Below are 18080 nucleotides of genomic sequence, written 5' to 3'. Positions count from 1 at the left end.
ATCATTTTTTCCGTTGTTGGCGATGTGCGTCTACCTAACGCATATTGAATAATTCTTGATGGAAAGCACCTTTGGGCAAACCATTAGCCGACATATCTTTACGTAATACTGAGCCGAATCCCGCAGGACCGCAGAACCAGAAGCTAGCTGACTGCCATTCGGGAACAGCATTTCGTATTTTTTCTCCGGTTAGAAAACCGTCACGACTGTCGATCATCACATGCAATGTTACATTCGCCGCCGCGGCATCTGCGGTTAGCTTTTCCAGCGCCTCGGGTGCTAATTCTGTCGCGCTGTGGAAAAGATCGATGGCTTGGCCGCCTTGATGTTGAGCGAGTTGTTTCATACGAGCGATAAAGGGCGTGATACCAATACCACCGCCTATCCAGATCTGGCGTTTTTTATTATCGTCGAATGTAAAACAACCATAAGGGCCTTCCACGTTTACCTTGTTACCGCTGTGTAATTGTTCAGGAAGTAAATCAGTGTAATCACCCAATCCTTTGGTAATGAAAGTAATATGAGGATCTTTAGCGTTCCATGCAGAGGCAATGGTAAAAGGGTGTTGTCCTTCCTTGGCATCAAAATTTACAAAAGCGAATTGACCACTTTTGTGACCTTTCCAACCGTCTTTCAGCAGAATTGAGGTTTCAAGTACTTTCATTTCAGGGAAATGATGTTGCGTTTCTATTGTCCCTTCTGCCTGTCGCTTCTTGCCTATTTGATTTGTCAGAACTAAAACCGCCGACACCGTACCTGCCAATAATAAAAGTCCCATAAAAATGCCTAGCGGCTTGGTCCATGCGGCAAAGTCCAATAGCACGATTGTGTGGAATACTAGCGCTAAATAAGCAACTGCAAGCAACTTATGTGTTTTGGCAAAGAGTCGATAAGGAAAACGTTTAATTAAAGCGAGCGCGATCAGAAGCACCACTGCATAGAATATCCACTCACCAACAAATTCAGCGGGTTTGCGCAGCTCATTAAAGAATTGCTGAGCTGCGCTTAATGTAGCGGGATCTGGTCGTGGTCCACGTGCGCCTCGTTCCATCAAACCCAGATCAATCGCCCAGTGAGGCACATTTTTGGCAAGCCAATGTAAAACTGAACCGGTGAGTGCGGAAATACCCAGCCACTTGTGTAAGCGATAGGATTTATCCAGACCACCTAGCCAGGGTTCTAGCCAAACCGGACGAAGCGCTAATACCATCGCGATACTCATAGTGCCCATTGCGATTACACCAGAGTACTGAATAAACAGATCGCGGATGGATTTGAAGTTCAGCGTTTCCGGGAGAGACAAATTTGCCAGTATCCACAAACCGCTCAATCCAATGAGAAAACCCCATAGACTCAGTTTGATATTTCTAAGCATTTTATTTGCCTCTCACCCGTCCTGCATTGTCCTAAATTATCTTGGTTTGTTGATTAATTTTTAGTCGTTGCTCTTAGCATCCATGCTGTTTTTTCATGAATGACCATGCGATCAGAAACTAAAGACGCTGTAGATTCATCTTCAAACTCTTGAGCAATCTTCAATACTTCCCGACAGGTTTTGATCACTTGTTCGTGACCTTTGGTTAATAATTCAACCATTTCCATAGAGCTTGGCACGCCTTCAACTTCGGCAATAGAACTTAATCTTGAGAACTCAATATAAGTTCCGGGAGCAGGAACATCCAGAGTACGAATACGCTCTGCAACATCATCGACCGCAGTCGCTAATTCAGTATATTGCTCTTCAAACATCAAATGTAATTCGCGAAACTGCATGCCTGTTACATTCCAATGGAAGTTATGGGTTTGTAAATAAAGGGTGTATGAATCAGCTAAAAGTTTTTTTAAGCCCTCGGCTATTTTCAATCTGCCTTCTTCATTAATTCCGATATTTATACTAGTCATTTTCAATTTCCTCATTGTTCGTTTTATCGAGATATGAAGATACTCGGATTCAGTTGTTTAGATAATCCGTAGATAAACGTAGTTGAATTGTTACAAATACGTAGTGTGAAAATACTATTTGAGCTGCATATTAGAAAATAGCAGAATCAATATATGAGGTGTTTAGTGAATATTTAGGCAATCAGTTTTTAGTGTAAATGATCGCTTAAAAAAAGCCCTCCAAAGTAGGGGGGTGGGTATGAAATAATTATAGAGTGAATTGTTTTTTCAGTTTGTTTCTGTTTGATGCGTTAGATAAAAATGTACAATCGATTAACCTAGATTCCTTTCGAAATTCACCAGTTCCGCATCTTCTTTTAATCGGTATAACATTGCTGCTCTTGCGCCTGTTGCTACTGTTTCTCCGGTTTCTTCGAACATATTTGAAGCTTCAAAGCGGCGATATAAGGTTTTTTTCTGAATAGACTTTCCCAGAATTATTTCAATCAATGTGTGATATTCACCAAGCGTGAATTCCTTGGGTAAACAAAACACGGGTAGCATCGAATACAGCGCCTTTTGCTTTAAGCGTTCCAATGCGAATTGAAAGATCTGTTGGTGATCAAAAGCTAATGGCTGGTAATTAGCGGTTTCATCCATAAGGCTTTCTACATCCACCCATTGCGCACTTTCATCATTTCTAGGTGTTACTTTTAGATTGGTTTCTTCATGTGCGATCAACGCAAAATAGGCGATTGAAGCACTCCAGCCTCGCGGGTCTCTACTCTTGGATGAAAACGTATTTAACTGCTCTAAGTAGGGGGGTGTCACGCCTGTTTTGTCTGTTAATTTACGACTTGCCGTGTTTTCTGCGGAATCATCTCTATTCACATCGATAAACCCACCCGGTAGTGCCCAGCTATTTTGAAACGGTGAATTCTTCCGCTTTAACAATAGAATTTTCAGCGAGTTATCTTTGATGGTGAATAGCACACTATCAACGGTGAGTAAGGGGGATTTGAAGTTTTCTTGTGTCATAGATTTTGGATAAATCTTATAAAAACGAGTTTATTTGTCGTAAAGACAAAATAGCAAGTCATTGTTTAAAAAGCAAATAATTAAAAATTCACAAAAAACGTTTGACAAATAGTGTCTCAAGGACAATTATCTATCTAAGCATTGAATGTCTCTGGGACAATTAATCTATTTTTCATTTAACAGGAGGTCAATCATGTTTGGAATTAACTACATAAAATCAGACCCTTCAACTCACTTGATTCAGTATCAAAAAGGTCGAGCAGTTAAACAGGGTGTCGGTATGAGCTTTTATTACTTCGGCCCAAAAACATCACTGGTTGCCGTCCCTGTTACTAGCAAGGAATTGCCGTTTGCGTTTCGTTTGCAATCGGAAGATTTTCAGAGAGTAACGGTGCAAGGGCAGGTGACTTATCGTATTTCTGACGCCGAAGCGGTATCGAAAATGCTTAACTTCACTATCGATAAGAAAGGTAAATACTTATCAGAAGATCCGCAAAAACTGGATGAGCGTGTGTTGAGAAGCGTACAGGTATTGCTTAGGGATAATATCCAGCAGCAACAATTGAAAGCGTCATTAAGCATGGCACCGAAGTTGGTGAAAGAGCTTGATACGGCGTTACAAAGCAATAAAGCACTAGCTGATTTAGGCGTGACCATTGTCGATGTATCGATCGTCGCCATTTCGCCGACACCTGAAACTGAAAAAGCGTTAGAAGCAGAGATTCGTGAGCAACTATTGAAAGAAGCCGATGACGCAATTTACGAACGTCGCTTAGCCAGTATTGACCAGGAAAAGCGAGTAAAGGAATCGGAGCTTGAAACAGAAGTCGCGATGCAGCGCAAAGAGCAGGAGATTCAGGAAACGAAAATCGAAGCTGAGCGTGCGGTGATGAAAAAACGTAATGTGTTAAATGAAGAAAACATGCAAGCCGCCATCGCCGAAGAAGAGCAGCGTCAAAGTTTGATAGAGCTTGAAACGGGCAATGAGAAAGCGAAGGCTGATACGTCTGCCTACAGCATCGAAAAGCAGCTTAAAGCTTATGATTCGGTTCCTGCTGAAGTGTTGAAAGCATTGGCAATGAGCAAGATGGCGCCAGCCCAGTTAATCGCTCAATCGTTTGAAAACTTAACTCAGGAAGGCAATAAGGTGGGCAACTTGAATATTTCGCCAGAATTGTTGCAGTCACTCATCAAATAGCAAATAGCTTATTTAATAGAAAGAGGTGATCACAATGGAAACTGACAGAAAATTAATATTGGTAACCCGTCACACTCGTTTGCACGAGTTAAAACAGAAGTACGGCACCTTAGGACAAGCCAAGTTTTACATTGAGCATTTAGGCGAATCCTTTGAGCAGTATGAGGTGGAAGATGGTTTGTTTCATACCGTGCATAAACAAGTGCTTAGTTTTTTAAAAGCATCGGGCAGGGTGCAGCAGTTAGATCGTTCGTACTTACCAACCTATAAATTTTCTCGAGATGACATTGTGGTTGTACTTGGCCAAGATGGATTGGTAGCAAACACGTTAAAATACCTTACAGGTCAATCAGTGATAGCTATCAACCCCTCTCCGCAGAGCTTTGATGGTGTGTTATTGCCATTTACTGCTGGGGATTTACCGTTAGTTTTAGCAGATGTTTTAGCAAAGAAGATGAATTTCAAAACTATCACTATGGCTGAAGCAACAACAAATTTGGGCGACAGTTTATTAGCGGTTAATGATTTGTTTGTTGGCCCTAAATCGCACACTTCAGCACGTTATGATGTGGAATGGAATGGCAAAAAAGAAAGCCAAAGTTCCAGTGGAGTTATCATCAGCACTGGTCTAGGTTCGACGGGTTGGTTTAAAAGTTTAATCGCAGGCGCTTCAGGAATTGCGGGTAGACCAGTGCAAAAAAAGATCGCCAATGGTTTTCAATGGGATAGTGAGTATTTGTATTACACCGTTCGGGAGCCATTCCCTAGTCAGCAATCTCAAACAGATTTGGTATTCGGTAGAGTGGATCAGAAGAAGCCGTTAGTTCTCACCTCTAAGATGGCGGAGAATGGTGTGATCTTTTCAGATGGCCTTGAAAATGATTATCTTGATTTTAGTGCAGGTGTCAGCGCGTCAATATCTGTAAGTAAAACTCAGGGAGTACTGGTCGTTTAAAGAATATTGGTTTCAGCCAAATAAATAATGCCAGATCAATTTAAGGCTCCTATACTTCGTTTCTTTGGCGCTTCTGTAAATGCTGATTTAATAGAAGATGAAATGAGATAGAAGTTATGATCACCGCACTATTTTACGTACTTATCGTAGTCGTTTGGGGTACAACCTGGATCGCCATTACGTTTCAGACAGGTGTTGTACCCGTTGAAAATTCGGTGTTCTATCGTTTTTTTACGGCAGCTGTAATCATGTTTGTTTTCTTGCTACTGACTAAGCGTTTACAGCCTTTGAAACTTGCTGATCACTTTTTTTGCATGCTTCAAGGTGCCTGTTTATTTTGTCTTAATTTCTACTTTTTCTATATTGCCAGCACTTTGGATGTCGAAAGTGGCTTGTTGTCGGTGATCTTTTCCATGGCGACAATTTTCAATGTGTTAAACAACCTTATGTGGCACAAATTCAAGCCAAGTAGAAATACAGTAATCGGTGCGATTATAGGCGTTTTAGGGATAACCTTACTGTTTTATCCTGACTTCGTAAGCATGCAATCCAATGAGTCGCATTCTAGATTACTAGGTGTCGCATTTGCTGTTACTGGTACCTTTTTATTCTCCTCAGGAAACATGATAACGGTACGCCACAATAAACATAAACTGGCAATGTCTACTACGACGGCGTGGGGAATGTTGTACGGTTCAATTATCATGTTTGTGATTAGCCTGGTGCGCGTAGGAGGATTTAGCTTTGATTTTAGTCCCGAATATTTATGGTCCTTTGCGTTTTTAGTCTTGCTGGGTAGTATTCTTGCGTTTGCTGTTTACCTAAGCTTGATTGCACGAATAGGTGCAAACAAAACGGCCTATACCACGGTATTATTTCCCATAGTTGCACTGACAATTTCTGCCTTTGTTGAAGGTTATACTTTTACGCCAATTGCAATCATCGGCTTGGTGCTAGCACTTTTGGGGAATGTCATTGTGTTTTATAAAGCCAAGCCTTCATCGTTAGAAAAGGTTAAGGGAGATACTAGACTTAAGACTGGGTAAATTACTTACAGATGGGATCTGTATGTTTTACACCTGCTCCTTTTAGCCTATTTTGTAATGAAGCACTTAAAATATAATATGGAGAAAGTTTGATGAATCTTACATTGTTTAATTGGATAACCCTGATTAGTGGAACTTTGGGAGTACTCTTGATAATTATTTTTTTGCTAACAGGTAAAAAGAATCAAGTGCTTCGCGTATCGGGAAGTGTCTTAATTATTGTGACAGTCATCAGTAGTTTTATTTCACGTATGTGATTACTCCAGCAACATTTATTTACATTTAAACGTTCGCATTATTTAGTTTAATTCTTGTCTGGTCGGAAACAGAATAAGGGATTATTCTATAATATCGTTATTCAACATTTAGTAAGGATTAACCATGACATTAACGCCCTTTCATTTAGCCATTCAAGTACGTGATATTGAAGAAGCACGTGATTTTTACGGGAAAAAAATGGGCTTTCCAGAAGGCAGAAGCACAGCAGACTGGATTGATTTTAATATGTTTGGTCATCAGCTGGTTGTTCATTGCAATAAGGAATTAGGGCCAGAAGGAAAAGTGAATGCATTGAATAATGCTGTAGATGGTCACGGTGTGCCGGTGCCGCATTTTGGTGTCGTATTAGAGTTTGATGAATGGCATGCGCTGGCTGAAAAGGTTAAGGGGTTTATCGATGGGTTTATTATCGAACCTTATATCCGTTTCGAAGGAGAAGTAGGGGAGCAAGGTACGATGTTCTTTGCCGACCCTTCGGGTAATTCATTAGAATTTAAAGCGTTTAAGAATATTGAATCTGAGTTGTTTGCTAAATAATCTATCTTAAACAGTTATCTCATTTCGTATCATATTTTAGCGAGCTTTCAGGTTGCATATATAGCAACCTGAAAGCTTCATTATCTAAAAAATATCAGTCTTTTAGACCTTTCTTTCTATCTTCCAGAATTATTCGTGATCCTTTTTCAGCAATCATAATTGTCGGTGAGCTGGTATTTCCTGAAGTAATCGTCGGCATAATAGATGCATCCACCACGCGTAATCCGGTCATTCCAAGAACACGTAAACGACTATCTGTTACAGCGGTTGGATCATCTTTTTTCCCCATTTTACAGGTTCCAACAGGGTGAAAAATTGTGGTGCCAACATCACCTGCTGCATGTACCAATTCTTCATCCGTTTGAAAACTTACGCCCGGCACGTATTCCTTAGGTTTATAAGGCGCTAATGCAGGTTGTTCTGAAATTTTTCTCGCTAATCGTAATGCCTTGGTTGCTTTAATTTGGTCTTCTTCATGAGAAAGGTAATTTGGGGCAATTTTGGGCGCACTGTTTGGGTTTCTATCTGAAATGGTTACAGTGCCACGAGACTTGGGTCTTAAATCGAGGACGCTGGCAGTAATCGCAGGGAATTTGTGTAACGGATCGCCAAACTTATCCAGAGATAACGGTTGTACATGAAACTCTAGGTCGGGTGTCTCTACGCTTTCGTCTGAGTAGGCAAATAAACCTAGTTGGCTTGGAGCCATGGTTAAAGGTCCACGTCGATATAAGGCGTATTCTAATCCCATCATTGCTTTGCCCCATAAGCTATTAGCTGTCTGGTTGAGGGTCTTAATTCCTTCTACTTTAAATACAGTTCGAAGTTGTAGATGATCTTGTAAATTGCTACCTACGCCAGGTAATTCATGAACAACGGGAATACCAAGTTCGGTTAGCGTTTTCGGGTCGCCAATGCCTGAGCGTTGTAAAATCGTAGGAGAACCGATTGAACCTGAAGATAGGATCGTTTCAATACGTGAGCTAGCCGAGAACTGCTCCCCGCCTTGAGTGTATTCGATCCCGGTTACATGCTTTCCATCGAGAATAAGTTTGTCTGATAGTGCCCCAGTAACGATTTTAAGGTTAGGGCGAGAGCGTATTGGGTCAAGAAATCCGCGTACCGAACTCCAGCGGGTTCCTTTCTTTTGGTTAACTTCAAATTGGCTGACACCCAGATTGTCTCCACCATTAAAGTCACTGCTTAAAGGAATGCCAGCCTGTTGAGCTGCGGTTGTGTAATGATCCAGAACTTCCCACGATAAGCGTTGCTGTTCAACTCGCCACTCGCCACCTTTACTGTGTTTTTTGCTGTCACCTTGCCAATGATCTTCTACTTCTTTAAAGACAGGGAGGCAATGTTCCCACGACCAACTGCTATCCCCTGTTAAAGTCGCCCATTCATTGTAATCACGTTCTTGTCCACGTATGTACAACATCGCATTAATCAGCGTACTACCGCCTAAGCCTTTTCCGCGTGCATAGATGATAGAGCGGCCATTTAATCCGGCTTCAGGTTCGGTTTTAAAACACCAATCCGTACGAGGATTATTTATGCAGTATAGATATCCGACAGGAATTTTGGTCCAAATCCATTTTTCGTCATTGCCTGCTTCTAACAATAATACAGTGATGTCAGGATCAGCTGAAAGACGGTTTGCCAGAACGCAGCCTGCTGCTCCACCGCCCGCAATAATATAATCAAACTTGCCAATATTCGTCATAGGTTCTAATCCAGCTCATGCGTAAATAGTAAAATTACCCCGTAAACAGGGTATAAAAAGTTTATTGCTATTAAAAAATGCTAATAATTGGATAGCCTATAAATCGTATTTTGATTTAAGTATTGCTTATATCCAGATTAAGATTTTAGTTATTTAATATTCTATTTCCTTATTAGACGTGACTTGCTGTATGAGGTCTAATGACTTAATCTTGTTTAAGTTATGAGGAAAGATTATATCTAAATGAAAACTTACAATTTTAAAGCATTCGTATATGTAGCTCGTGAGGGAAATTTAACTCGCGCAGCAAAGCGTTTGTTTTTAACTCAGTCAGCTTTGAGCTTGCAGATAAAAAAATTACAGGAACAATTAAATCTGGTGTTGTTCGAGCGGACGCCTCACGGGATGAGATTAACTGAAGCAGGTCAACGATTATTGCCTGCTGCCGAGCGTGCGTTACAGGCTGAAAATGATTTTAGTAATGAGGCTGCTGGACTTGATAATGCTGTAAGTGGGCGGCTACGTCTTGGTACTATTCTTGATCCTGAGTTTCTTCGTTTAGGGGATTATTTAAGTCTTTTGACTAAACGACATCCTGCTTTGATGCTGGAACTTACGCATGGTATGTCAGGAACAGTTGCTGAGTTGGTTAAAAATGATCAATTGGATGTGGCATTTACACTAGGTCCTCCAGACTTGGCTGACTTGAGTGATAAGTATCACCTAATTAAGCTACGTGAGTTTTCATATCGAGTGATTGCACCACTCGGTTGGCGGAGTCGTGTAGAAGGAATGAATTGGGAAGAGTTGGCAAAACTCCCCTGGATTGGAACGCCACCGAACTCCGTACATCATCAGCTATTATCCAAGAAGTTTGCATCAATCGATGCAAGGCAAAACATCGTGGCGAGCGTTGACTTGGAGCAATCTATGATGAACTTGGTATTATCAGGGGTTGGTTTGTCTTTGGCGCGTCATAGTAATGCTTTGGACGCATCGCATGCCCACGGAGTTGTTATTGCAGACAAAGTCTCTCTGGATGCAGGGCTATGCTTTATCTGCCGTAAAGATTGTCATAGCAACCCCTCGATTGAGGCCGCTATGACAGCTGTAGAAGATGTTTGGCTAAATAATAAATAGATAGATGTTTTTACTTTGCCCCGTAAGTAACTTCTGGCAACCAGGTAACAATTGCGGGGAAGTAATAAATAAGGGCTAATCCAGTAAGTTGCAAAAGAATAAATGGCGCAACACCTCGATAAATATCGGTTACTCTGATATTCGGTGGGCAAACACCTTTTATATAAAATAGTGCGAATCCAACCGGCGGAGTAAGGAATGACGTTTGCAGACACACAGCAAATAATATAGTGAACCAGACCAAGTCAAACCCTAGTGCCTGAACCACAGGAGCAACAAGCGGCAACACGATTAATGTAATTTCTACCCAGTCGAGGAAGAAACCAAGCATGAAAACAGTGAGTAATATCACGATCAAAACGCCATCCGGGCCGAATGGAAGTCCGGTTAGTGTGCGAGTGATTACTTCGTCACCACCTAAACCACGTAAGACAATCGAAAAGGCAGTTGCACCAACAAATATAGCGAATATAAATGAGGTGGTTTTTGTGGTTTGATAGGCCGTTTCTTTTAGTACTTTAAGGCTTAGACGTCCGTTAAAGAGCGCTAATAACATTGCACCAAATGCGCCTACGCCTGATGCTTCAGTAGGTGTCGCTATTCCGGCAAAGATTGAACCTAAAACCGATAGAATCAAAGCTAAAGTAGGTAAAACTGCCTTGATCACATCCCATACAATTTTAAAACTTACTTTTTCCTGATTTTTGGGGAGTGGTGCAATTTCAGGCTTTAATGCAGAGATAATTAGCACGTAAGCTATATACATGGCTCCCAGCATAACTCCTGGGAAAAATGCGCCCATAAACAGGTTGCCAACAGATGCGTCAGGCGTAGCCAAACGATCAGCCATAAGAACCAGCATAATTGATGGAGGAATTAAAATTCCCAGTGTGCCTGTCGCACAGCATGTTCCAACTGCTAACTCTTTTGAGTAGCCATTTTCAAGCATAACGGGAAGAGATAGCATTCCTAATAAAACAACAGATGCACCAATAATTCCCGTAGTAGCAGCCAGTAATACCCCGATAAGAATTACGGTAACTGCATAGCCACCTCTTACATTACCAAACAGCTTCACCATATTTTTCATGAGCTTTTCGGCAACACCTGATTGGTCCAGCATAATCCCCATAAATATAAACATGGGCAGAGCGACCAGTGTTTCACTTCCCACTAGGGACCATAATCGTTCTGGTACAAGACCAAGGGAGCTTCCCCAGTCAAACCAAAGATCCACACCAAAAGATTCTACAGCATAGATGCCTATTATGGTCCAGATTACAGACGTGCCCGCCAGTACCCACGCAACAGGAAAGCCTGTCGCCAGTAGTAGGCCAAAGGTAGAAAACATACCAATGACGAATAGAGTATCGATTTCCATTAGTTCTTACCTTTTTTATTGGATAGAAGAGCTATAACTCTTAGTAATCTAGAGAATGAAGCGATTATCAAAAGGACAATAGCTAATGGTAAGAACAGCTTAATTAGCCAGCGATAAGGCAGACCATTGGGGGAGATTGACACCTCACCCTGCTCGTATGAGCTGTAAACATAAGGAATCATCTCATTTAGAGAGATGAATAAAAAAGGGAGTAGCAACAATGTTATGCCAAAAACTTCGATCCATGCCTGAGTTCTGCGTGAAAGTCGTTCATGTAAAACATCAACACGTACATGTTCATTGTCGACGAGTGTATAAGATAAGCCTATAAGCCATGCTGCGCCTGCCAGGTGCCATTGGATTTCCTCCAACATAACCGAGCCTTGGCCAAATAAGTATCGCGAAATTACAGAATACAAAATAAAGCCAATCGTTATGACCCATAACCAAGAGCTGTACTCTCCTATTTTGGTTACAAACTTATCAAGACGGGCTGATGTTTTTGTATGAGGTAAGTCGCCTCTGGAAGGGATACTCTCATTATTTTGAGCTGGAATAGACATGCTTCACTCTCTTCAAAATTCAAGCGTTAAAAATAGTTAATAGGTATGAATTTGGGTTTCTTTTACGAAAAAGTGAGTGCACATGGCACTCACTTTTCTTTTACTTAAGACTACTAAGTTACTTCAAGATTTCATTGTTAAGGTATGCACGCTCATCCCAAAGAATGTATTCTTTCTGGAATGCTTTTTGTGAATCATTAACACGTTTGAAGTCAGCATCTATAGCTGATTGCTCAGCTAAAACCGAGTCTGAAATTTTCTTCAACTCTTTCAGGATATCATCAGGAATTTGTCCTATGTTGATACCTTCTTCTTGTAATTTAGCTAATACGGCACCATTTTTGTATTCGCCTTCAGCTAAGCCTCTCATAACACCAGCAGTACAAGTTGATTCAATTAATGCTTTTTGAGCTGGAGTTGTTTTATTCCACTCGTCTAAGTTGATTAACATGTATTGCGCAGTAAATGGTTGATGCCAACCTGGGAATAGGTTGTTTTTAACGATTTTATTGAAGCCTAAAATCTGATCGATTGCAGGCATCGAAAACTCAGTAGCATCGATAGTGCCTTTCTCTAAAGCCTGGAATAGTTCACCAGCAGGAAGCATGGTAACTGACGCACCTAGTTTCTCGAGAACTTTACCGCCTAAACCAGCAAAGCGAATTTTCATACCATCATAGTCTTCAAGAGTCTCAATGGGTTTTTTATACCAGCCCGCTGTTTCTGGACCGACGATTCCACACAATTGTGCGTAAACTTTAAATCCCTTGTTTGCGTATATTTCCTGAAGCATTTCATGACCACCACCATAGTAGTACCAACCTGTAAATGCTGGTGGCTTTAGGCCAAATGGAACTGCAGCAAATAAAGGAACAGCTGGAATTTTACCTTGGTCGTAACCAATCCAGGTGTAACCTGCGCCTACTTTACCATCAGAAACAGACTGAAGAATCTCAAAAGGTGGAACGAGTGTTTTTGGCTCATATAATTTTATTTTAAGTGAACCATCACTTGCCACATTGATTTTTTCAGTGACCCACGCCGCTGGCGAACCTAGTCCAGGTAACTTGGTAGCAAAAGCGGTTGGCATTTTCCAGCGTAAATCTTTAGCGTGAGAGATTGTCGTAGCGGCAAAACTGCTTGTGACACAAACAGCTAGGAGTAGATGTTTTATATTTAACATATTACATTTTCCTTATAGTGGTATTTTAATTAGTAATAATTGTGCCTACTGATGATAGTAGATGATTTATATAAAAACTCAGATTATGAGTTTTCTTATGATTAAGCCTTCCCATAAGTTTTTTATCCAATGATTTAATATTGTATTCTTTATGAGATTTTCTCATATCTGCTAGCAGAGACTTTTATGTAAGGTTTTACTCAGCTGTTAGGTTAAGACGTCGAGAAATATTAACTAAATAGCTGTCGGGCGCGTTATAGAATGGCATAATCTAAATTCGTTAGGATAAACAATTACTGCAGGAATAACATGAAAGGTTCACTTCAAGATCAGCTTCTAGGCGCAGGTTTAATCAAAAAGCAGGAAGCCAAGAATATCCAGACTGCCAAGAAAAAAGCAAAGAAACAAAGTCAGGCAACTAACACAGAGCTTAAAAACGAGGCTGCTGAGTTAGCGGAGAAAGCACGTCTTGAAGAGCAGAAAAAGAGCCAGGCATTAAACGAACAACGCAAGCAGGAAGCACAACAGAAAGAAGTGCAGGCACAGATTCGTCAAATGATTCAAATGAATGCGATTACTAAGCTAGATAAAAAAGCACCTGAAGATAGCGAACTCACTTATAACTTTACCGATAATAATAAAATTAAAACCATGCTGGTTTCTGCCGAAAACCATACTTTGATCTCACGAGGAATTATCGCCATAGCTAAAATAGCGAAGGCTGCAAATACTGATGATAATGATCAGGAGCAAGCAGACTACTTTTTGATCCCTGCTGAAGCTGCGAGAAAAATCAGCGAACGTGACAATGAATCAATCGTGTTACTGAATGAATATGCCTCTAAAGATAAGGCAAAAGATCAGAGTGATACAAAAGATGAAGACGATCCGTACGCAGACTTTGAAGTGCCCGATGATTTGATGTGGTAGTTCTGTCGTAAAGGATTCCCGAGCTGATCACTCATATTAAAAATAGATCATGGGATAATCCTTGGTAGATTTCTTATCATTGCTTGTAGCGAATAGATCGGATCTGGAGATTTTCAATGAGTTGGATTTTTTACGCGCTATTATCGGCGTTGTGCTTTGGTTTGCGTGGTGTTTTATATCAATGGACCTCGCAAAAGACCATGAACCGCAATTTGATGTTATGCGGTGTGTTTTTTACGGGCTTTTTGGTGAGTATCTTTATTTTACTTTTTCAAAAAGCGCCATTAGATATATCTACTAGTCATATTCTTGTGGGTGCCAGCATGGGAGTTCTATCATTTTCGGCAAATGCCTCATTATATAAAGGTTATGCCGTTGGCAAGGCTTCGCTTGTGAGTGTGTTAGCAGGTCTGCCGCCGTTAATTGTGGTTATATTGGCTTTCCTGCTGTGGAATGAAACCCTCACGACCATTCAGCTATGGTCTTTCTTCATTATCTTTGTTGGCATTTATCTGATTCGTTATTCAAATGACTTAAGCCTAACAGACTTAAAAGGCGCTCAATGGGGCTTGCTTGCAGCCTTGTTTTTTGGCTTAAACGATATTATGGGTAAACAATCTACACGGGTTGAGGCGGATATGTTTGTCACCTTGTTATTAATGTTTGGCGTGGGGAGTTTACTGTTTTTACTAAGTTGGCTCGCCAATAGACATAGCCGTAACCAGAATACTGAGGAATTATCCTGGTCTTCGGTTCGAACGTTTAATCTCGGAATGTTGGTTGGAATAACCAATATTGCCGGAATGGTGGCTATTTTAACGGCATTTGCAACTGGTCCCACTGGTATGGTTTCGGCACTATCGGCGCTTAACCTGGTTGTTGTTTTACTCTATACGCGCTTTTTCTTGCACATACCGTTTCGATTTTTGGAGTTATTAGGTATCGGTTTTGCTATGGCTGGTTTGGTGCTTTTAAGGCTTTTTTAGCGGTGGAGTTAAGACACTTCCCTCAAGTAAACCCTCATGGATATCGCCAAAAAGGAAGAGGGGTATTTTCAGAATTATCTGCTCAATATCCACTGAGTTGATGTTTATCAAGCTTTCCTATGAATAAACAGAAGACGCCTGAACTTGCCTGCAGAACATTTTTTATTGGTGCTAATATTGATTGGGATACTTTAAACAGAGGAGTTCGATATCATGCAACAATTTAACAATATCCTTCTGGATATTCAGCCTGAAGACTCGGAAGTAAAGGGATCAGTGGCTTTGGATAAAGCGATAACTCTGGCTAAGAAAAACGGGTCAAAATTGACACTTTTTTCGGTATTGAAAGAACCTTTGGGTTTGTTTCGTAATGAAACATTAGCACCCCAATTACTTGCTTCAGCTATTGAAGAACGTCGTGAATGGCTACAAGGTTTAATGGTTAAATATGACGATATCGACGTTACGATCCATGTCATAGAAGGCATACGATATCTGGAGATTATTCGTCAGGTATTGCGTGAACAGCATGATCTGGTGATTACCTCAACAGAAGAAAATAAGGGTATTCGTACGCGTTTATTCGGTACGACCTCTATGAATTTGATGCGCCAATGTCCCTGTCCTGTGTGGGTGGTTAAACGCAATCAACCGCAGCCGTATAAACGCATTCTCGCAGCGGTTGATCCTACAGAGAGTGATGTAAAGAAAGACTCACTTAATCCTCTAATCCTGCAATTGGCGGCCGATATGGCCCGTAAAGAAAATGCTGAGTTACATATTATCGGTGTGAAGGATTCTATGGATAGGCGCTATGTTCGCAGAATGACAAAAGAAGATGTAAAAGAGCTGATATCTCGCCTTGAAAGTGAATATGATCAACGCATTGATAACTTGCTAAAACAGGTTGATTTCGCAGGTCTAAATCCTCAAATGCACCTAGTCGATGGAAATCCTGTTGAACGTATACCAGAGTTAGTAGTCTCGGACGACATTGACTTGCTGGTCATGGGTACAGTGTGCCGAACGGGAATTACCGGTTTTCTGATTGGTAACACGGCTGAAGTAGTATTCGACCAGGTCAACTGTTCTGTGCTGACGCTAAAACCTGAAGGTTTTGTTACTCCAGTAACTCTCTAAGGGAATCACGCTTTCCTGATAGAGGAAATGTTTAGCAAAAAGGAACCGTTTAGTTATCAACACAGGAAGGTAGAGAGATGTACTCGAGTAAATACCCCTGTTTTTACGAGAATTAAGTCACAAGATTTTAATCAAAAAACCTCGTATAAGTGGGGGGGTGTGTTTTAATAGCTCTTTTAAGATTTGAATTAGAAATACCATGTCAGATAATAGCTTCGCAACGCTCAAACTCCCTCAGGCACAACTCGATAATCTGGATTCACTAGGTTACGTCGGCATGACACCAGTGCAAGCGGCGAGCTTGCCGCAAATTCTGGATGAGAAAGATTTAATCGTTCAGGCGAAAACCGGTAGCGGTAAAACCGCTGCATTTGGTTTGGGCTTGCTGGATAAAATCAATCCGCGCTTTTTCGGTGTTCAATCTATGGTGCTTTGCCCAACGCGAGAGCTCGCTGATCAGGTGGCGAAAGAGTTACGTTCGTTAGCGCGTTGTATTCCCAATATTAAAATTGTTACCCTGTGCGGTGGCACCAAATTAAGACCACAGGCTGATTCCTTAGAGCATGGCGCACATATTGTGGTTGGCACACCAGGGCGAATTCAAGATCACCTGAGCCGCCAAACGCTGGATATTTCCCAGCTGGAAACTCTGGTACTGGATGAAGCCGACCGAATGCTGGATATGGGTTTTCAGGATGAGATCAATCACATTGTTAGAGAAACCCCAGAGAGTCGACAAACCCTGTTGTTCTCAGCAACATTCCCCGATTCGATTAAAAAGATGTGCCGCTCGATCCAAAAGGATTCAATTACGGTAAAAGTAGATGCTGAGCATGAAGCAGATGTTATCCAACAGGTGTTTTATAAAACGAATCCATATCAGCGCAAAGATACGTTATTGGGAATATTGGAGCACTACGCTCCGCAAAACACAGTGGTTTTCTGTCATACCAAAATTCAATGTGCAGAGATCGAATTATTCCTGCAAGAACACGATATTGATGCGCTGGCTTTACACGGTGATTTAGAGCAACGTGAACGTGATCAAGTCTTAGTGCGTTTTTCGAATAACAGTTGTTCGGTATTGGTCGCGACGGATGTTGCAGCTCGTGGTCTGGATATTAAATCACTCGGGGCAGTTATCAATTATGAATTACCACACGATCCTGAAATTTACGTGCATCGTATCGGTCGTACCGGTCGCGCTGGCGAAAATGGTTTGGCGTTGAGTATTTATCTTGAAGATGAAGTATCGCGCATTATTGCGATTGAAGATTTCTTGGAAACAGAATGTGTCAATGAAGAGGTTGAATCGCTCAATCGCAACATCAGTTTTAGTCTGGTAGCACCCATGACTACCTTGCAATTAGACTCAGGTAAAAAGAACAAACTCAGACCTGGTGATCTACTGGGTGCATTGACCAAAGATGCGGGCTTAGACGGCTCTCAGATCGGTAAGATCAATATCTTTGATATGATGAGTTACGTCGCTATTGAAAAAAGTGTGGCGGCAAAAGCATTGCAACACTTCAGAAATGGCAAAGTGAAAGGCCGCAATATTAGAGCCCGCGAAATCCGATAGGTATTAATGCGTTAAACGCAAAATACACCCCCCCACTTTGGGGCGGTTTTTCTCAAGTGCTCTACATAGACACTTTGAGTAAAGTGATTAATCACTTGCTCTTTTCAAACGGCTTATTTAGAGCTTGATAAGAACTGTTTCGCTCTATGCAAATGGCTTTGTACGGCATAATCACGACGCTCACGATTTAACGCATGTGCTTCACGTTCGGTGCGTGCGGTGTTTGCCTGTCGACCATGGTTTGAGATGTATTGAGACGTTGATGATAGATACGCTCTTTCACAAGCTTTGTCATCGCAGGCTATTGCGCCTTGTGATGCGATCATGAAAGAAATGGATAATACTGCTGCTGCAAGTTTCTTCATTTTACTCACCATAGTTAATGGGACCTTGAAATTCCCTTAATATTAACCCCGTGCTTTTTTGTTCTTTAAATGCGAAAGCTTAAAGACAGTTTGTCATATGAAAATGAAGCATTCTGTGTCTAATGTCACAGAATTGTTAGGACTTTGTATAGA

Annotated in this window: 17 protein-coding genes; 9 read left to right on the top strand and 8 right to left on the bottom strand. The window is 41.2% G+C overall.

Annotated features, from left to right (window positions below; translation table 11 throughout):
• Window positions 1–34 precede the first annotated feature (34 nt).
• The 3 genes from EV695_RS03060 to EV695_RS03050 form a co-directional block, all read right to left on the bottom strand.
• The gene (locus EV695_RS03060) at window positions 35–1375 is read right to left on the bottom strand and encodes a ferredoxin reductase family protein (RefSeq protein WP_131904436.1); all 1341 of its coding nucleotides are present in this window, start codon (window positions 1373–1375) and stop codon (window positions 35–37) included.
• Between the two features lie 53 nt (window positions 1376–1428).
• A complete protein-coding gene (locus tag EV695_RS03055) occupies window positions 1429–1902 on the bottom strand; it encodes a Dps family protein (RefSeq protein WP_131904435.1) in 474 nt (157 codons plus the stop codon).
• 312 nt (window positions 1903–2214) lie between these two features.
• Window positions 2215–2919 (bottom strand): NUDIX hydrolase, encoded by a 705-nt coding sequence (locus tag EV695_RS03050; protein WP_131904434.1) that lies wholly within the window; start codon window positions 2917–2919, stop codon window positions 2215–2217.
• A 193-nt stretch (window positions 2920–3112) separates the two neighbouring features.
• On the opposite strand from EV695_RS03050, the gene EV695_RS03045 reads away from it, so the two are divergent.
• From EV695_RS03045 to EV695_RS03030, 4 genes are all read left to right on the top strand, one after another.
• Window positions 3113–4117, top strand: a complete 1005-nt coding sequence (locus tag EV695_RS03045; RefSeq protein ID WP_165874600.1) for an SPFH domain-containing protein — start codon at window positions 3113–3115, stop codon at window positions 4115–4117.
• Between the two features lie 34 nt (window positions 4118–4151).
• Window positions 4152–5072 (top strand): diacylglycerol kinase catalytic domain-containing protein, encoded by a 921-nt coding sequence (locus EV695_RS03040; protein ID WP_131904432.1) that lies wholly within the window; start codon window positions 4152–4154, stop codon window positions 5070–5072.
• A gap of 116 nt (window positions 5073–5188) precedes the next feature.
• Entirely contained in the window at window positions 5189–6118 is a 930-nt protein-coding gene (locus EV695_RS03035) for a DMT family transporter (RefSeq protein WP_131904431.1), read from the top strand.
• 381 nt (window positions 6119–6499) lie between these two features.
• Window positions 6500–6934, top strand: coding sequence for a VOC family protein (locus EV695_RS03030; RefSeq protein ID WP_131904430.1), 435 nt, complete (start codon window positions 6500–6502; stop codon window positions 6932–6934).
• A 94-nt stretch (window positions 6935–7028) separates the two neighbouring features.
• Here the strand turns inward: EV695_RS03030 and EV695_RS03025 are convergent, their stop codons facing one another.
• Complete coding sequence (locus EV695_RS03025; RefSeq protein WP_207906930.1) at window positions 7029–8657, bottom strand: GMC family oxidoreductase; 1629 nt, start codon at window positions 8655–8657, stop codon at window positions 7029–7031.
• Between the two features lie 243 nt (window positions 8658–8900).
• Here EV695_RS03025 and EV695_RS03020 point away from each other — a divergent pair, with 243 nt between their 5' ends.
• The gene (locus EV695_RS03020) at window positions 8901–9797 is read left to right on the top strand and encodes a LysR family transcriptional regulator (protein WP_131904429.1); all 897 of its coding nucleotides are present in this window, start codon (window positions 8901–8903) and stop codon (window positions 9795–9797) included.
• Between the two features lie 10 nt (window positions 9798–9807).
• Here EV695_RS03020 and EV695_RS03015 read toward each other — a convergent pair whose 3' ends face one another.
• The 3 genes from EV695_RS03015 to EV695_RS03005 form a co-directional block, all read right to left on the bottom strand.
• Entirely contained in the window at window positions 9808–11178 is a 1371-nt protein-coding gene (locus EV695_RS03015) for a TRAP transporter large permease (protein ID WP_131904428.1), read from the bottom strand.
• Window positions 11178–11741 (bottom strand): TRAP transporter small permease subunit, encoded by a 564-nt coding sequence (locus tag EV695_RS03010; RefSeq protein WP_131904427.1) that lies wholly within the window; start codon window positions 11739–11741, stop codon window positions 11178–11180. The genes EV695_RS03015 and EV695_RS03010 overlap by 1 nt, the downstream gene beginning before the upstream one ends.
• 118 nt (window positions 11742–11859) lie before the next feature.
• Window positions 11860–12924, bottom strand: a complete 1065-nt coding sequence (locus EV695_RS03005) for a TRAP transporter substrate-binding protein (protein WP_131904426.1) — start codon at window positions 12922–12924, stop codon at window positions 11860–11862.
• Window positions 12925–13233: 309 nt separating this feature from the next.
• Here EV695_RS03005 and EV695_RS03000 point away from each other — a divergent pair, with 309 nt between their 5' ends.
• The 4 genes from EV695_RS03000 to dbpA all read left to right on the top strand — a co-directional run bounded on the left by EV695_RS03000 (window position 13234) and on the right by dbpA (window position 17562).
• Window positions 13234–13854, top strand: a complete 621-nt coding sequence (locus tag EV695_RS03000) for a DUF2058 domain-containing protein (RefSeq protein WP_131904425.1) — start codon at window positions 13234–13236, stop codon at window positions 13852–13854.
• 116 nt (window positions 13855–13970) lie between these two features.
• On the top strand, window positions 13971–14840 hold the full coding sequence (locus EV695_RS02995; RefSeq protein ID WP_131904424.1) for a DMT family transporter: 870 nt from the start codon (window positions 13971–13973) through the stop codon (window positions 14838–14840).
• A 213-nt stretch (window positions 14841–15053) separates the two neighbouring features.
• Entirely contained in the window at window positions 15054–15980 is a 927-nt protein-coding gene (locus EV695_RS02990; RefSeq protein WP_131904423.1) for a universal stress protein, read from the top strand.
• Between the two features lie 199 nt (window positions 15981–16179).
• The gene (gene dbpA, locus EV695_RS02985) at window positions 16180–17562 is read left to right on the top strand and encodes an ATP-dependent RNA helicase DbpA (RefSeq protein ID WP_131904422.1); all 1383 of its coding nucleotides are present in this window, start codon (window positions 16180–16182) and stop codon (window positions 17560–17562) included.
• A gap of 113 nt (window positions 17563–17675) precedes the next feature.
• Here the strand turns inward: dbpA and EV695_RS02980 are convergent, their stop codons facing one another.
• Window positions 17676–17927 (bottom strand): hypothetical protein, encoded by a 252-nt coding sequence (locus EV695_RS02980; RefSeq protein WP_131904421.1) that lies wholly within the window; start codon window positions 17925–17927, stop codon window positions 17676–17678.
• Window positions 17928–18080: the final 153 nt, after the last annotated feature.

The organism is Cocleimonas flava, from assembly GCF_004339015.1.
GTDB classification, from domain to species: Bacteria; Pseudomonadota; Gammaproteobacteria; order Thiotrichales; family Thiotrichaceae; genus Cocleimonas; species Cocleimonas flava.
The sequence above is the reverse complement of the archived record's forward strand: the minus strand, read 5'-3'. Positions and strand labels throughout refer to the sequence as shown.

Bases quoted from the DNA above. Each gene is read 5' to 3' on its own strand.
- EV695_RS03060 (WP_131904436.1), bottom strand. From the start codon at position 1,375: ATGCTTAGAAATATCAAACTGAGTCTATGGGGTTTTCTCATTGGATTG.
- EV695_RS03055 (WP_131904435.1), bottom strand. From the start codon at position 1,902: ATGACTAGTATAAATATCGGAATTAATGAAGAAGGCAGATTGAAAATA.
- EV695_RS03050 (WP_131904434.1), bottom strand. From the start codon at position 2,919: ATGACACAAGAAAACTTCAAATCCCCCTTACTCACCGTTGATAGTGTG.
- EV695_RS03045 (WP_165874600.1), top strand. From the start codon at position 3,113: ATGTTTGGAATTAACTACATAAAATCAGACCCTTCAACTCACTTGATT.
- EV695_RS03040 (WP_131904432.1), top strand. From the start codon at position 4,152: ATGGAAACTGACAGAAAATTAATATTGGTAACCCGTCACACTCGTTTG.
- EV695_RS03035 (WP_131904431.1), top strand. From the start codon at position 5,189: ATGATCACCGCACTATTTTACGTACTTATCGTAGTCGTTTGGGGTACA.
- EV695_RS03030 (WP_131904430.1), top strand. From the start codon at position 6,500: ATGACATTAACGCCCTTTCATTTAGCCATTCAAGTACGTGATATTGAA.
- EV695_RS03025 (WP_207906930.1), bottom strand. From the start codon at position 8,657: ATGACGAATATTGGCAAGTTTGATTATATTATTGCGGGCGGTGGAGCA.
- EV695_RS03020 (WP_131904429.1), top strand. From the start codon at position 8,901: ATGAAAACTTACAATTTTAAAGCATTCGTATATGTAGCTCGTGAGGGA.
- EV695_RS03015 (WP_131904428.1), bottom strand. From the start codon at position 11,178: ATGGAAATCGATACTCTATTCGTCATTGGTATGTTTTCTACCTTTGGC.
- EV695_RS03010 (WP_131904427.1), bottom strand. From the start codon at position 11,741: ATGTCTATTCCAGCTCAAAATAATGAGAGTATCCCTTCCAGAGGCGAC.
- EV695_RS03005 (WP_131904426.1), bottom strand. From the start codon at position 12,924: ATGTTAAATATAAAACATCTACTCCTAGCTGTTTGTGTCACAAGCAGT.
- EV695_RS03000 (WP_131904425.1), top strand. From the start codon at position 13,234: ATGAAAGGTTCACTTCAAGATCAGCTTCTAGGCGCAGGTTTAATCAAA.
- EV695_RS02995 (WP_131904424.1), top strand. From the start codon at position 13,971: ATGAGTTGGATTTTTTACGCGCTATTATCGGCGTTGTGCTTTGGTTTG.
- EV695_RS02990 (WP_131904423.1), top strand. From the start codon at position 15,054: ATGCAACAATTTAACAATATCCTTCTGGATATTCAGCCTGAAGACTCG.
- dbpA (WP_131904422.1), top strand. From the start codon at position 16,180: ATGTCAGATAATAGCTTCGCAACGCTCAAACTCCCTCAGGCACAACTC.
- EV695_RS02980 (WP_131904421.1), bottom strand. From the start codon at position 17,927: ATGAAGAAACTTGCAGCAGCAGTATTATCCATTTCTTTCATGATCGCA.